The 13,433-nt window shown below is 69.7% G+C and carries 12 protein-coding genes and 1 pseudogene; 3 read left to right on the forward strand and 10 right to left on the reverse strand.

The annotated features are described in order from the left end of the window. Positions 1-30 precede the first annotated feature (30 nt). From AQJ27_RS39620 to AQJ27_RS39630, 4 genes are all read right to left on the reverse strand, one after another. On the reverse strand, positions 31-669 hold the full coding sequence (locus AQJ27_RS39620; protein WP_067380067.1) for a hypothetical protein: 639 nt from the start codon (positions 667-669) through the stop codon (positions 31-33). 595 nt (positions 670-1,264) lie between these two features. Further along, positions 1,265-1,690, reverse strand: a complete 426-nt coding sequence (locus AQJ27_RS53110) for a MerR family transcriptional regulator (RefSeq protein ID WP_079065583.1) — start codon at positions 1,688-1,690, stop codon at positions 1,265-1,267. Positions 1,691-1,703: 13 nt separating this feature from the next. Then, the gene (locus AQJ27_RS39625) at positions 1,704-2,705 is read right to left on the reverse strand and encodes an MDR family NADP-dependent oxidoreductase (RefSeq protein ID WP_067380070.1); all 1,002 of its coding nucleotides are present in this window, start codon (positions 2,703-2,705) and stop codon (positions 1,704-1,706) included. A gap of 367 nt (positions 2,706-3,072) precedes the next feature. Beyond that, on the reverse strand, positions 3,073-3,690 hold the full coding sequence (locus tag AQJ27_RS39630; RefSeq protein ID WP_067380073.1) for a TetR/AcrR family transcriptional regulator: 618 nt from the start codon (positions 3,688-3,690) through the stop codon (positions 3,073-3,075). Positions 3,691-3,844: 154 nt separating this feature from the next. Here AQJ27_RS39630 and AQJ27_RS39635 point away from each other — a divergent pair, with 154 nt between their 5' ends. Next, positions 3,845-4,705: an enoyl-CoA hydratase/isomerase family protein gene (locus tag AQJ27_RS39635; protein ID WP_067380076.1), complete on the forward strand. Its 861-nt coding sequence runs from the start codon at positions 3,845-3,847 to the stop codon at positions 4,703-4,705. A gap of 358 nt (positions 4,706-5,063) precedes the next feature. On the opposite strand, the gene AQJ27_RS39640 is transcribed toward AQJ27_RS39635, so the two are convergent. The 4 genes from AQJ27_RS39640 to AQJ27_RS58030 form a co-directional block, all read right to left on the reverse strand. Continuing rightward, entirely contained in the window at positions 5,064-5,774 is a 711-nt protein-coding gene (locus tag AQJ27_RS39640; RefSeq protein ID WP_067380079.1) for a scabin-related ADP-ribosyltransferase, read from the reverse strand. Positions 5,775-6,233: 459 nt separating this feature from the next. Beyond that, the gene (locus AQJ27_RS59195) at positions 6,234-6,773 is read right to left on the reverse strand and encodes a hypothetical protein (RefSeq protein ID WP_235613993.1); all 540 of its coding nucleotides are present in this window, start codon (positions 6,771-6,773) and stop codon (positions 6,234-6,236) included. Positions 6,774-7,248: 475 nt separating this feature from the next. Further along, on the reverse strand, positions 7,249-9,720 hold the full coding sequence (locus AQJ27_RS39650) for a SpoIIE family protein phosphatase (protein WP_067380447.1): 2,472 nt from the start codon (positions 9,718-9,720) through the stop codon (positions 7,249-7,251). 181 nt (positions 9,721-9,901) lie between these two features. Continuing rightward, entirely contained in the window at positions 9,902-10,051 is a 150-nt protein-coding gene (locus AQJ27_RS58030; protein ID WP_201264516.1) for a hypothetical protein, read from the reverse strand. Positions 10,052-10,584: 533 nt separating this feature from the next. On the opposite strand from AQJ27_RS58030, the gene AQJ27_RS39660 reads away from it, so the two are divergent. Both AQJ27_RS39660 and AQJ27_RS39665 read left to right on the forward strand, forming a co-directional pair. After that, the gene (locus AQJ27_RS39660) at positions 10,585-10,938 is read left to right on the forward strand and encodes a hypothetical protein (RefSeq protein ID WP_244313882.1); all 354 of its coding nucleotides are present in this window, start codon (positions 10,585-10,587) and stop codon (positions 10,936-10,938) included. Positions 10,939-11,112: 174 nt separating this feature from the next. After that, on the forward strand, positions 11,113-12,060 hold the full coding sequence (locus AQJ27_RS39665) for an expansin EXLX1 family cellulose-binding protein (RefSeq protein WP_067380082.1): 948 nt from the start codon (positions 11,113-11,115) through the stop codon (positions 12,058-12,060). 67 nt (positions 12,061-12,127) lie between these two features. Here the strand turns inward: AQJ27_RS39665 and wrbA are convergent, their stop codons facing one another. Both wrbA and AQJ27_RS59205 read right to left on the reverse strand, forming a co-directional pair. Then, positions 12,128-12,730: an NAD(P)H:quinone oxidoreductase gene (gene wrbA, locus AQJ27_RS59200; protein WP_067380453.1), complete on the reverse strand. Its 603-nt coding sequence runs from the start codon at positions 12,728-12,730 to the stop codon at positions 12,128-12,130. A 129-nt stretch (positions 12,731-12,859) separates the two neighbouring features. Then, positions 12,860-13,342, reverse strand: a pseudogene (locus AQJ27_RS59205) (YceI family protein); the annotation flags it as partial. Positions 13,343-13,433: the final 91 nt, after the last annotated feature.

The raw sequence follows: 13,433 nt of genomic DNA on the forward strand, positions 1-13,433 counted from the left end.
CCGGGCTGACACGGCAGCCGTAGTTCGTGATCATGCGGCTGCCGTGACCTCGTTCCAGCGGTGGTGGCAGACGGCGGCTCGGTGTTGATGGCGTCGTCGCCAGCGGGACCAGCGCAGGACGTGCTCCGGGGTGGTGACCGGTGTCGGCAGGGCGAAGGTCCGTGGCAGTCGCAGGAGTTCGGGCCGGGTGAGGACGATCATGGGCTCGCTCTCGGTGCCGGACTCGTCGAGGGCGCTGCCGACGCGGTGCCGGGTGGTGGCCACGGCCAGGAGGCCGGCGGCGATGAGGCTGATCAGGCTCCAGCGCATCCAGGACGTCCAGCATGTCACCTGGCCCTCGTCGAGTCCGGCCAGGGACTTCGCGGCCTGGAAGTCCTCCTCGATCCGCCAGCGGCGGCAGACCACGTCGACGAGTTCGGCAAGCGTGACGGGGGTGGCGGAGTGGCAGCGGTAGAAGAGTTCGCGGGTATAGGGGTGGCGGCGGATCAGCAGGAAACCGTGGCCCGCCTCGTGGCCGGGCGGGGTGTCGTCGGCGCTCACCTCGATCATGGCCCAGTCGTAGTGCCGGTCGCCCTTGGTGCCGTGGCCGGTGCGCAGACGCTGCCAGGCCCGGCGGGGCAGCTTCGCCAGCACGCGGGAGGTGCCGAAGCGGCAGGCCGGGGTGGTCATGCGGTGGGTGGGTGGCGGGCACCGCGAAGGCGTAGTCGTATCCGAGCTCGCGTATGCGCATCCGCAGGTCGCGGCCGCCGTAGACCTCGTCGGCGGCCACCCAGCGGGCCGCTCACCTTGCAGAACGCGCTCACGGACGGCTCGCAGGACTGGGAACTCGTCCAGTAGAGCCTCAGGGGGGTGTCCCAGGTGCGCAGTAGGCGGGCGGTCACCGTCGAGGAGCCTGGCTGCGTGCAGGAGGAAGGGCCCATCGAGGGAATGGGGCTGCTGAGGGTCGGGCTGGTTCACGCGGCGCGGCTCCGCTCGCCCGGTTCCATCTCGCGGCGGGCCTGCTGCGCGCGGCCGGCGCCGCGCGCACGAGCAGACGGTCATCGGTTGGGGGTGCGCCCAGCCGAGGTTGCGGAGGCCGGCGGCCTTGATGAGGTCGGCGTCGAGCCGGAGAGACCGGGCGGGGGAGTGGCCCTGAGCCTGAGTTTTGACCTCCGGGGTTCGAACGCGTGGCGGCATGGCCCTCGAAGGGTCGGCCACATGTGTTCAAGGGTCGCGTGTGAGCGGCAGCCTGAGAGCCACGAGCGGCAGCCCGACCGGTCGGAAATCAGCACTCAAGTTCAGGTGCGGGAACGCTGCCGCTGGGAGGGGTCGGCAACCCCCGGGGCACCCCACGGCCATCTGCGGCTGCGGCGAGGTTCTGCCGTAAGTACGTGAGGCGTGCGATCTCCGCGTCCAGGGCTGCCAGGCGATCGGCCACGACGTCGCTGAACGCGCCTGGAGGACTGCCACAAGATGCGGGCGGGGTCTGGACGAGGAGGTCCAGGCGGTGGGCTCGGCGGCGGAGGTCTTCCAGGGTGAGGCCCAGAGCCAGCAGGTCACGGATCACGCGGACGCGGGCCACCTCGGCAGCGCTGTACTCACGCTGGCCGGACGGAGTACGTGGCGGGGGCCGGAGCAGGCCACGGGCCTCGTACAGGCGCAGAGCGCGCGGTGTGGTGCCGGCTGCCGCCGCTGCCTCGCCGATCCGCATGTGCTCCCCCGTCCTACAGCTCCACGATCGCCGCCCCGAAGGAGCGGCCCGCAATCAGTGCGGGCAACGCCTGCGGGGCGCGCTCGATTCCACGGAGCGGGGTGTAGGGGAACTGGATGTCGCCCGTCCGCAGCCAGTCCCCGAAGCGGGCCTCCCACTCCGCCTCGACATCCGGGTGGTCCGTGCCGTTGTAGCCGGCGATCGTGATGCCCCTGGTCAGCAGCTGGAAGGTGTCGAGCACGGCCGGTGCGCTCCCGCCCGCTCGGTCTGGGGACAGCTGACCGTCCAGTGCGCCCACCAGGGCGAACCGGGCGCCCCGGTTCGCGGCGTGGACGGCGGCTGTCAGCTGTTCGCCGCCCACGGTGTCCAGGACGACATCGATGCCGTCCGGCGCCGCCTCGGCGAGCTGTCTGCCGATCGGTCCCGCTCCGCGCAGCACGGTGGCGTCGTAACCGAGTTCCCGCTTCAGCCTCCGGGCCTTGTCCGGTGAACCGGTGCTGCCGACCACCCGGGCGGCACCCAGCAGCCGGGCGATCTGGCCCGCCAGGGTGCCCACAGCGCCGGCGGCGCCGGTCACGAACACGGTGTCGCCCTCGTGGACCTCGGTCAGCCGGGTCAGCGCGCCGTACGCTGCGGAGCCCTGGGCGAGGTGGGCCACCGGGTCGGGCAGCGTGCCCTCCAGCGGCCTGCACTCGGCGGCGGCGGGTGTCGCGTAGTCCCGCCAGCCCTGAAGGTGCAGCACCAGCCGACCCTTCTCCAGCGGCCCGTCGACCACCTCGCCGATCGCGGGGCCGAACAAGGTGTCACCGGGGCACAGCGGCGGCAGCGGGACATCACGGGTCTCGCCTCCGATGAGGGTGCGCAGGCCTGGGAAGACCAGGAAATGGGTGTTGCGGACGAGTACCTGGCCGGCCTCGGGACGGGGGACGGGGACCCGTGCCAGGGCGAAGTCGTCCGCGGTCGGCAATCCAGCGGGGTGGCGGACCAGGCGCACGAGGCGATGAGTCGCATTCATGTCCGGACGCTAAGCCTTGACCCGTGGGTCAGGGGCAAGACTCAGCTGAGCATCGCCATTTGACCGAGTCGGGCCGACGCTCGTGATGCGGCTTGATTTTGTCCTTCTCACCGTTGAACTCGTGCAGCTCAGCGCCGGAATCCACGCACACGTCCCGGCTCCTTGTAAGAGGTCGCGCAGATAGGCGCTGTGGGGGCCTCGGCGGCCCCGCACGGCTGCGCGTGGACACCGTCCGCTTCGGCCGGATCGACACCCCACTCCTGCACTCGCGGCCGGGACTGGACTCCGCCGATGCGATCACCGCCGCCGGATCGACCACTCCTTTCGGCCGCTTCGGCACCTCCGAGGAAGCCGCCGCCTCGGCCCTTTACGACGGAGCGTCCGACTGCCGGCATGCCGGGCTCGAGAAGGCGGCGAACGCAGCGTCCAGCAGTGTGCCGAGGTCTTCTTGGCCGCCGCTCGCACTCCACTGTCCGAGGACGATCCACAGGCATTCGAGCGCCGCCGCAACGCGAACGTTGGCGATAACCGCTGGCCCGTCGGCCGAGGAAGCTGTCTCCTGGAGTCGGGCAACGATCCCTGGTCGCCATTCGGCCTGCTTCTCCCGGAGGCGTGCGCAAAGGGCTGGGGTCTCATCGATGAGGCCGAGGATCGTCACGAGTTCCTGGACGTCGCGCACGAGGAACGTCACGGCTGACTCCAGGGCGTTGCGCAGCCTGTCCCAGTCGTCCTGGTTGGCCCGGCCGGCATCGAGGGCGTCGGCGATGACGTCACCGACAGGGTCGAAGACGAACAGGACCACGTCTTCCTTGGTGCCGAAGTAGCGCAGGAAGGTGCTCCGCGACACCCCGGCGGCTTCGGAGAGGTCGGCGAAGGTGACCTGGTTGAAGCCGGTGAGGCAGAACCGGTTGAACGCGACGCGGGCCAGCTCTGCTCGCACCGCGTGGCGGCTGATCTCACGGGTACCGACTGGCGCTGCGCTCATGGGGACGAGTGTACTCCGGCACACTCGTTTGCTTCTTCGGGTACAGGTTTCTAACCTGACACTCGGTGTCAGACGCGATGCTGAGATTCGCGACGCTGTCCCCAGCAAGCGGCCCGTTCACGGGCCGTCCCTTACCGCGAAATGGAGCCACCTCATGAGCTACGAAGACCTTCCCGCCCTGACGATCGACGTCTCGGACGGGGTCGCGACGGTGACAATCGATCACCCGCCGCTCAATCTGATGGACGCGGTCCTCCTGCCGTCACTCCGGGCATTCGTCGCGCGTGTGCGCGACGACACCGACGTCCGCGTCATCGTCTTCGAGAGTGCGGACCCGGAGTTCTTCGTTGCGCACGGTGACATGGCCTACCTCACCGACCCTGACGCGCTGCCTACAGCCACTCGCGCTGCGATCGCGGCCGCACCGGACTCGGCCATCCCCGAGGGCCTGAACATCCTCCAGGCGATGAGCGAGGAGGTCCGCTCGCTGCCGCAGGTCACCATCGGCAAGCTGGCGGGCTTCGCGCGCGGCGCGGGCAATGAGTTCTTCATGTACCTGGACATGCGATTCGCGGCGATCGGCAAGTCGGGGCAGGGGCAGCCGGAGTCTTTGATGGGGATCCTCCCAGGGGGCGGCGGCACGGTGAACATGACGCGCCTGGCGGGCAGGGCCCGCGCGCTGGAGCTCATCCTCGGCGCCGAACTCGTGGGCGCGGAGCTCGCGGAACGGTATGGCCTGATCAACCGTGCGCTGCCCGCCGCAGAAATCGATGCATTCGTCGACACTCTTGCCCGACGGATCGCCGGCCTGCGGCCGGAGGTGCTCTCCGTCACCAAGGCTGCGGTCGACGCGGTCGCGCAGCCCATTCCTCATGCGGCGTATGCCGTTGAGAACGAGGGCCTGTTTGCGGCGTTCGGCGATGAGGTCACCGAGCTCGCCCACAAGCTGCTCGCGGCTGGTATCCAGACCCGCGAGGGCGAACGGGACCACGAGCGCATCGCCAACAGCATCTGAGTGCCCAAGCTCTCGCCATCCGTGCGCAGAGGCTTCGTGGGAGTTCCTCAGCCATTGCCGGCACGCTCGTTGTCGAGTGGTCAGGTCGTGGTTCGCGGGGGCTTGTCGGGAACACGACCGGCTGAAGCGCCGGAAACGGCGGGCAGGGGAGTGGATGGAGCAAGTAGCCGTAAGCTTGACAACGCTGTTCGGCCGTGCGGACAGGCGCGGTTGGGGAGGTAGGTAGCCGAGCGGGCACAGGTACCCCGGTGATCACAGAGCGCCGCAACTCCATGATCGCTATGACCTGTGCCCCTTTCGCAGCCGGGGTCCTCCACCGTGCCTGTCCGCGCGACCTCAAAGTCGCACAGCCTCAGCGCTACGGGCCGACCACACCCGCCGACACACCCGAGATCGGGTGGAAGTGACTGTTCGTCCGGCAGCCCAGGTTTTGGTAGATGTTGGCGTTCGTCTGCGGGTCCTTGCCGGCCCAATGGTACTGACACGCCCCCTGGATGAACCTGCCCTGGACCCCGCCGGGGAAGTCGATCTCCTTGTTCCACAGGAACTGTGACTCGATGCCGGTCTGCCGCGCGGTGGCGTTCACGTCAATGCCGCCGGGGGCTTGGATCGCATACACCCAGCCGGTACTCCCCGTGGCGCCTGTGGCGAAACCCTGCGCAACCCACCGTTCACAAGTGGTGCTCAGGTGCGCACTGTTCTGCGTGCCGCCCCCGATGATCCACTGCGACAGCGGGGTGAGGTCCGAACCCTTGGGGGGGAAGCCGTTCAGGAAGATCGGTTCCGGGTCCGGCCGGGTGTCCCCCCGCCACAGCGTGTTGCTGTCGTGACGCCAGTACCAGTCCTCTTTCAGCGTGGCGAGGTCTACCTTCGGCTGGATCCCGGCATCCGTCGTGGTCTGCGCCCAGTCCGACACATGGTAGGCACCGACCGGGCCGCAGGCCCCGGTGTCACGGATCTGCTCCGGGGTTCCCGGGAGGGGATCCGTCGCGGCACCGGCGGGGGAGGCGAACGTCAACGAGGCAGCTGCAAGGGCGGCGGAAGAGATCCGGAGCACAGCTTTCAACATGGTCGGCACAGCCCATCGCTCGGTTCACGGGACTCACGATTCGTAACCGGAAACCTGGGCGAATCCGGCAGGCACGCGCAAGAGTCACCCGCGGGCACCACCATGTCCGCCCCGCCGGCGCAGACACCGACGACTCGAAGGACCCGCCATCGCCATGGCGTTGGAAGCAATCCCGCGGTACGCCTTCGCTGTACGTATCGAGCACGGCGTAGGCCGCCACGCATCCCCTTGGCCGCCCTCGCCGGGCGGTGTTCCACGCCGTGAAGGTTGCCCGGTCCCACGGTTCATTCCCGGACATGGCGCGGACGTCAGGTACAGGCGTGATTCCGACGGTGCGTCACTTGCACCCAAGGCGAGGAACCGACGAAATGCGGCACGCGGGGTGACGGAATGCGCGGAGTGGGGCCAGTCCGCCGGTCGACCGCCGGGGGTGCGCCGGCGGTGCGTGGGCCCGGCGGCTTACAGGCCGCCGGACTTGACCGGGAACTTCTGGATCGTCGCGACGACGGTGTCGGGCTTGTCCAGTTCGACGAAGTCGACCGGCTTCTGCAACTGGGACAGGTCGCCCCGCGGGGGGTACTGGGTCAGCTGCGAGATGAGCGTGAACGTGTCCTTCGTGGAAAGGACCAGCGGCTCACTGCCCGGCTGGTCGATGGTCATGGTGCAGGGGCTCATGACCAGGGAGCACTCGAACCTGGGCGGGAACTGCTGCGTCACCTTCAGCAGGCTGGCCGCATCGACGTCGACGTCACTCTGCTCGATGGTGATGGTGCCGCCCTCCGCTCCCCCGTCGTCCAGTGCGGCGAGTTCCGCGGTCACCTTGAAGCCGACCAGCCGCAGCCGCACGCTGTTGATCGGGTCGTTCGGGTTGACGTCGACGCGGTGCTTCCAGCCCCCGCGGAAGTCCACGGAGACGAGCTTCTTCCGGATCTGCAAGGGGGTGTTGATGGCAAGCGCGCTGCACGGGATCTCGGCACCGATCGGGGGAAGCAGGGGCATGCGGCATTCCTTCGCGTAGCGGGGCGGGGGACCCGTCACCCTCACCCTTGGACCGGACACGCCCCCACGCGAGCGACGTCGTCCATGCAGACCACAGATTCACCCCATCGCGTCACCCCACCCCACAAGCACCGGCCGGGAGCGAACCTCTGCTGATGACGCGGCACATCTGCGTACGGAAGTTCAGCCGGAGTCTCCACGTCTCTACGCGGGATCGTCACTCGGCAGCGGCCGCATTTCGGCAGGCCAGTGCATTGCGTCGGTTGGCCAAGGCGGCGTGAGGAGAGCGCAGCGGCGCTGCGCGCGACGAGCGCAACGCGGCCAGACGAGAGCTTCCCCCAGCCTTCGGCCGGGGGTGCCCCCGCACGCGGCGCCGCGTGCCCTGTCTGCGCGGCCTCTTAACGGGTGGACCGATGGCCGCAGGTGTGTCGGACGCCCCTCGCGAAGCCCGCTTCGCGAGGTCGGCGGGTTCGCCTCAGGCAGCCGCCGACCGGAGGCCGGATGTGTGGGGGAGGTCTTGTTCGGCCCAGACGACCTTGCCGCCCGGTACCGGGCGGGAGCCCCACCTGCGGGACAGGTTGGTGACGAGGAAGAGGCCGCGGCCGTTCTCATCCATGGTGCGTGCGCGACGCGGACGCGGGGTGCAGGGGCCGGTGTCGGACACTTCGCAGGTCAGGACCTGGTGCCGGACGAGCCGTAGCTCGATCTGTCCGGTGCCGTGGCGGACGGCGTTGGTGACGAGTTCACTGACGATCAGTTTCGTGGCGTCCTGAAGACCTTGCAGGCCCCATTCCGTCAGTTGCCGTGATGCCAGGGTGCGGGCGCTGCTGACGGCGGACTGGTCACCGGGCAGTGTCCAGGAGGCAACCCGGGCCGGGCTGAGGGAGCGGGTGCGGACGAGCAGGAGCGTGACGTCGTCGCACGGTGCCCGGTCCGGAAGGGACTGCGTTGCGATGTCGCAGAGGTCCTCCAGAGACCGGCCCGGTTGCGCGAGGACGGTGCCCAGCCGGCGCATTCCCTCCTCGATGTCGTGGCCGCGGGTCTCGATCAGGCCGTCGGTGTACAGGGCGAGGACGCTTCCCTCGGCCAGTTCCAGTTCCACGGATTCGGGAGGGTCCCCCAGGCCGACACCCAGGGGGGCTCCGGGCGGGAGGTCGAGGTACGTGACCCGCCCCTGCGGGTCGATGACCGCGGGCGGGGGATGCCCGGCCCGCGCCATGGTGCACCGGCGGGTGGCCGGGTCGTAGACGGCGTACAGGCAGGTGCCGCCCACCACCGCGGGGCTCTGGTCCGCGCTGTCGGCGTCTTCCTCGCCCAGTCGCTGGACCGTGTCGTCGAGGTGGGCCAGCAGTTCGTCGGGAGGCAGTTCCATGGTGGCGAGGGTGTGGACGGCGGTGCGGAGCCTGCCCATGGTCGCGGCGGCGTGGAGACCGTGTCCGATCACGTCGCCGACGACGAGCGCCACCCGTGCGCCGGACAGCGGGATCACGTCGAACCAGTCGCCGCCGACACCGTGGTCCAGGTCCGCGGGCAGGTAGCGCGACGCCGCCTCGACCGCTGTGCCGCCTGGCAACCGGCGGGGCAGCAGATGGCGTTGCAGTGTGAGGGCGGCGGTGTGTTTGCGGGCGTACTGACGGGCGTTGTTCAACGACTGCGCGGCGCGGGCGACGAGTTCTTCGGCCAGGAGGAGATCGACCTCATGGAACGGCACGGGATCCTCTGTGCGGACGAACAGCGCCACGCCCAGCAGGGAGCGCCGTGCACGGATGGGTACGATCATGATCGAGTGCACGCCGTGCTCGCGGACGCTGTGCGCCAGTTCCGGCATCTTGTCGATCCATGCGCCCGGGGCGGTGTCCAGGACCGGTTCCAGGAGGGACTTCCCGGCACGCAGGACGTCGGTGAAGGGTGAGACCGGCGGCAGGAACACCTGCTCGCCGCGCGCCCACGGGGATTCCGGGACCCCCTGGTGGATCGAGGCCAGACCGGCACGCCGGAGACAGGGGAGGTGCTTGCCCGTCGCGCCGATGCGGACCGGGGGCCCCTCCCCGAACGAGATCGACTGCTCCAGGTCCACGGCGACGTGGTCGGCGAGCAACGGCACGGCCAGGTCGGCCAGTTCCTGGCCGGCCTGCGTCACATCCAGGGTGCTGCCCAGACGCGTACTGGCCTGGCTGAGGACGGCGAGGCGCTCACGCGTCCGCCGGCTCGCGGTGACGTCAGCGCCGATGATGCACACCCCCAGCGCTCGGCCGTCGGCGCCCTGGAGGCACTGAAATGACACCGCGAACTGGTGCTCCGGGCCCTGACTCGTCGGCAGCCACGTCCGGTACTCGTGGATCTTGGTCGTACCGTTCTGGAGAACCTGCCGCATCACCGCCTCGATTGTTTCGGCATTGGCACCGGGCAGTACCTCGGTGAACCGATGTCCGAGACGTCGGTCACGGGGAAGGCCGTCGTGGCTCTCAGGAACGTCGTTCACGTAGGTGGACCGCAGTTGCCGGTCCCGGATGCCGACACCGATCGGCGCGCGGGCGAGAAGCGGTTCCCGCACCGATCGGTCTATCGCGTCCCCGGACTGCGGGACGGCGTCGGTCACGGACGCGAGCCATCGCGCTGTCCCGTCCCGACCGCGCAACATCGTGAGCCGTACGCCGGCGTCGAGTACGCGGCCGTCCCGGTGGCGCACTGCCGTCGCCCCCGACCACCCGTTTTCGGCCCGGCACTGCTCGACAAACGCTGATGTCGTCGTCGCTTCCTTGAAGGATGGCAGCACGAGTGCGGCGGACCGGCCCACGATGTCCTCGGCGGAGAATCCGACGAACTGTTCGGCGGTGTGTGTCCATGCGGCGACCGTCCCCTGCTCGTCGAGCAGCGCGATTGCCGTGTCGGAGATGTCGGACGCGTTCAGCTGCTTACCGAGTGTCACTGCGTCGGGGCTGGTCATGGTGATCAAGTGCTGTCCTCGGGGGTCTGGGGAAGCCGGCGGTGCGGGGCTCCACTGATGTGCCCCTTTTCTCCCTTAATGACCGGATAGGGATCGGTTCTGTGACAGCGCTCCAGCCGCGACTGGTACTGCTCCCGTCATTTAGGTCGTCGTAGGTCTGTGGAGGGCGCCGTTCCTGGGCTCAGGCCAGCCGGCCCAGCGCTGTTGCCAGTGGTTCCAGCACGGCGGGGGTGCAGGGCGGCGGCAGGTAGACGATGGCAAGCTCCGCACCGGCCTCGCCGAGCTCGGCGGCGGTGGCCGCCGTCGCGGCCGGATCGCCGCTGAACCGCACCTGGCTCGACAGCAGGATCTCCGCCGGGTGCCGGCGGACGTCGGCGCAGTGCTGGTGGAGTACGTCGCGCGCGGATGAACTGCCCGACCGTGCCGCTGTCGAAGTTCCAGTGCTGTGCGAAACGGGCGGCGGTGCGCAGGGTGCGCTTCTCGCCGCTGCCGCCGATGCACAGCGGCGGGTGCGGCCGCTGCACGGGCTTGGGGTTGCAGCGGGCGCCGGTCAGCTCGTATTGACTTGCTCCTCGGGCTGAAGCCCGAGGATTCCGGCCTTCTCGTCCGTTGCGCCGCGACTGCCGCGCCGGTCAAGGCCGAAGCGGGTCCGGCTGGTTCGGGAGTTCTGGCGCCCGCTGTCAGTCGCCGATGCGATGATCCCCGCACACGACAGCAAAGGAGACCCCTCTTGGGCAGCGGGGACATCGGGTCCTTCGGCAACGACGTCAGGGCAATCGGGCTCGTGTGCAGACCGGGGCTGCCGCAATGAGCTACGGCCTGGACCTCTACAGGTTCTTGGACGGTGAGCCGGCCGAGCCGGACATGGACGTGGTCCGGGCGGTCCTTTCGCCCTGTGATGCCGCGCCCGAGAAGGCGGCCGAGGGCGATAGGGAGTTCTGGATCCGTGCCGCCGACGGCAGCGAGGCCGAGGTGTTCGTCTTCGACAGCGGCATCGGTGTCGAACGCCCGCAGGCCGGCGACGTGTGGAAGATCATCATCGAGCTGGCGGACCGGATCGGCGCGGGGATCCTCATTCCCGACGGCACGCTCTTGTGCCGTGAGGACATGCGGGGACACCTTCCCGAGGGCCTGGAGAGCGATGCTGTTTTCGTCCCGGAGATCACCCTCGAAGTCTTTGAGAGGGCCGCGGGGCCGTTCAGTCATCCGCTGACCTGATGTCCGGCCCCGCGCGGAGAACTTCACCGCCGCCGCCCCGACCCGGCGGCGGGGTACGGACCCGATCGTCCGAGAGTCCGAGAGCCCGAGAGTCCGGGAGTCCGGGGGCAACCTTTCCGGCTCCTGCGGCCACTGAACAGCGCACCATCGACTCGCTCTTCTGATCGGACGGACATGAAGGCAACAAGACAGGCCGCGCGGCGTCGCCCGCGCAGGCGAGGGCTGGTGACAGGCACGGCGCTGGCGCTGGTCTCCACCGTTGTGCTCGTCTCCCTGATCGTGGTCCTCCGCTCCGGCCGCGACGCCGGTGCCGGGAACGCCGCGGCCACGCCCGTCGCCGGCTCCCAGGAGTCGGCCGTCCCGCCGGCGGCGTCCGGACGCAAGCCGGCCACGGCCTCCCCGGCCGCGACGGCCGGCGCGACCACTCCAGCGCCTTCTGCGACCACCACACCGGCGCGGACCCGGCCCGCGGCCACCCGTCAGCCGGCTTCCGGCACGGCGTCATTGGCGGGACGGATCCGGCCCGGGACCACCTATCGGGGAACCGCCACCCACTACGACGCCGGGACAGGCGACGGCGCCTGCCTGTACGGCCCGAGCGATGACCTCATGACCGCGGCGATGAACCACACCGACTACGAGTCGTCCAAGGCGTGCGGGGCGTACGTGCGCGTCCGCGCGGCAGGCGGCGCCTCGGTCACGGTCCGGATCACCAACGAATGCCCGCTGCCCTGCGCACCCGGGCAACTCGACCTCAGCGCACAGGCCTTCGCCGAACTCGCCGCCCCCTCGCTCGGCCGCATCCAGGTCACGTGGAGCCTGCTGAGCCCCAGCACGTCCGACACGGTCTCGGTCCGGTACAAGACCGGGTCCAGCCGCTGGTGGTGCGCCATCCAGGTGATCGGCCACCGGAATCCGGTGGCGCGGCTGGAGGTCCGCACCGGCGGCGGCTGGCATCCGCTGCCCCGTACCGACTACAACTACTTCCTCTCCGACCGGGGCAGCGGGTGCGGGGGCGCGATCAGGATCACCGACATCTACGGAGAACCACTGGTACTCAACGGGATCGCCCTGCGGCCGGACGCCGTGCAGCCGACGCGCGTTCAGTTCGCCCAGCACTGACCCCCGCCGACCGAGCGGTCGAGTCCGGCTCTGGCTCGCGCGCCGTGACGCGGCCCGGAATGTCCTGTCAGGCGTTCTTGAACTGCGCGGTGACGGCGGCCACGCGCTTGCCCTGGTAGACGGCGGCGGCACGGGCGGTGTCGTCGACGGGGATCGCTCCCTGGCCGTTGACGTGGCTGGTGCCGTAGGGGTTGCCGTCGGCGAACTTCACGGGGTCGGTGTAGCCGGGCGTGACGATGATGCCGCCGAAGTGGTGGACGGAGTTGTACAGGGCCAGCAACGTGGACTCCTGCCCGCCGTGCGCGGTGGCGGTGGCGGTGAAGCCGCTGTAGATCTTGTCGGCCAGCTTGCCCTGTGCCCACAGGCCGCCGAGGGTGTCGATGAACTGCTTGAGCTGGCTGGCGATGTTGCCGAAGCGGGTGGGGGAGCCGAAGACGACGGCGTCCGCCCACTCGATGTCGTCCGGGGTCGCCACGGGGATGTCCTCGGTGGCCACCATGTGCGCCGCCCAGGCCTCGTTGGTGGCGATGGCCTCCTTGGGGGCCAGTTCGGCGACGCGCAGAAGCCGTACCTCCGCGCCTTCCTTGCGGGCGCCCTCGGCCACCGACTCCGCCAGCTCGTGGACCGTCCCGGTGGAGGAGTAGTAGATCACTGCGATCTTGGGAGACATCAGAAGGTCCTTTTCATCTTCTGCCGGCGCGACGGCGCGAGTCGTCGTGCCGACGGCCGGGTGCGTGGTCGGGTTCGTGACGGGGCTGGTGGTGGGGCTGGCGGTGGGGTGAGCGGTGGCGGTCAGGGAGAGCCGCAGCCGGCGCGCCGCCATCCCGCGGGCGGCTGTCAGGCCGTGGCGGTGCCGGTCGACGGTCCCCGAGGCCGAGAGCCGCAGCGATCCGTCCCTGACGGTCAGTGAGTCGATCGTCAGCCGGAGGGGAGCCCGGTGCCCACGGACCGTGAGCGACCCCTCCACCGTCCAGACACCGTCGTCGCCGCGGACCGCCCCGCTCGACTCGAAGCGGATGGCCGGGTGCCGGTCCGTGTCCAGGAACGCGGGCGAGCGCACGTGATCGTCCCGGCGAGCCGCACCGGTGTGGAAACTGCCCGCCGCGACGACCGCGTGCACGGCCGACCCGGTCACCGGCTCGGCGACGGAGATGCTCGCCGACTCCAGCGTGAAGGTGCCGTTCACCCTGCCGAGGCCGAACAGGTGCCGGGTGGTGAAGGTGATGGACGATCGCGCCGGATCGACCTGGTAGGTCCCGGCGGGCGGCAACTGGACACTCATGCCCTTCTGGCCTCTCACTCGTCGTCGCACACGGCGATCCCCGACAGATTGTTCCTTGTGTAAGCAAGCATCTCGGCCATGGTGATGCTTT

This window comes from Streptomyces olivochromogenes, from assembly GCF_001514115.1.
Taxonomy (GTDB): domain Bacteria; phylum Actinomycetota; class Actinomycetes; order Streptomycetales; family Streptomycetaceae; genus Streptomyces; species Streptomyces olivochromogenes.

What these genes read in the sequence shown, in the direction of transcription:
- AQJ27_RS39665 (WP_067380082.1), top strand. Translation starts at nt 11,113, where the DNA reads ATGAAGGCAACAAGACAGGCCGCGCGGCGTCGCCCGCGCAGGCGAGGG.
- AQJ27_RS39660 (WP_244313882.1), top strand. Translation starts at nt 10,585, where the DNA reads ATGGACGTGGTCCGGGCGGTCCTTTCGCCCTGTGATGCCGCGCCCGAG.
- AQJ27_RS39640 (WP_067380079.1), bottom strand. Translation starts at nt 5,774, where the DNA reads ATGTTGAAAGCTGTGCTCCGGATCTCTTCCGCCGCCCTTGCAGCTGCC.
- AQJ27_RS39630 (WP_067380073.1), bottom strand. Translation starts at nt 3,690, where the DNA reads ATGAGCGCAGCGCCAGTCGGTACCCGTGAGATCAGCCGCCACGCGGTG.
- AQJ27_RS39620 (WP_067380067.1), bottom strand. Translation starts at nt 669, where the DNA reads ATGACCACCCCGGCCTGCCGCTTCGGCACCTCCCGCGTGCTGGCGAAG.
- AQJ27_RS39650 (WP_067380447.1), bottom strand. Translation starts at nt 9,720, where the DNA reads ATGACCAGCCCCGACGCAGTGACACTCGGTAAGCAGCTGAACGCGTCC.
- AQJ27_RS39625 (WP_067380070.1), bottom strand. Translation starts at nt 2,705, where the DNA reads ATGAATGCGACTCATCGCCTCGTGCGCCTGGTCCGCCACCCCGCTGGA.
- AQJ27_RS59195 (WP_235613993.1), bottom strand. Translation starts at nt 6,773, where the DNA reads ATGCCCCTGCTTCCCCCGATCGGTGCCGAGATCCCGTGCAGCGCGCTT.
- wrbA (WP_067380453.1), bottom strand. Translation starts at nt 12,730, where the DNA reads ATGTCTCCCAAGATCGCAGTGATCTACTACTCCTCCACCGGGACGGTC.
- AQJ27_RS39635 (WP_067380076.1), top strand. Translation starts at nt 3,845, where the DNA reads ATGAGCTACGAAGACCTTCCCGCCCTGACGATCGACGTCTCGGACGGG.
- AQJ27_RS53110 (WP_079065583.1), bottom strand. Translation starts at nt 1,690, where the DNA reads ATGCGGATCGGCGAGGCAGCGGCGGCAGCCGGCACCACACCGCGCGCT.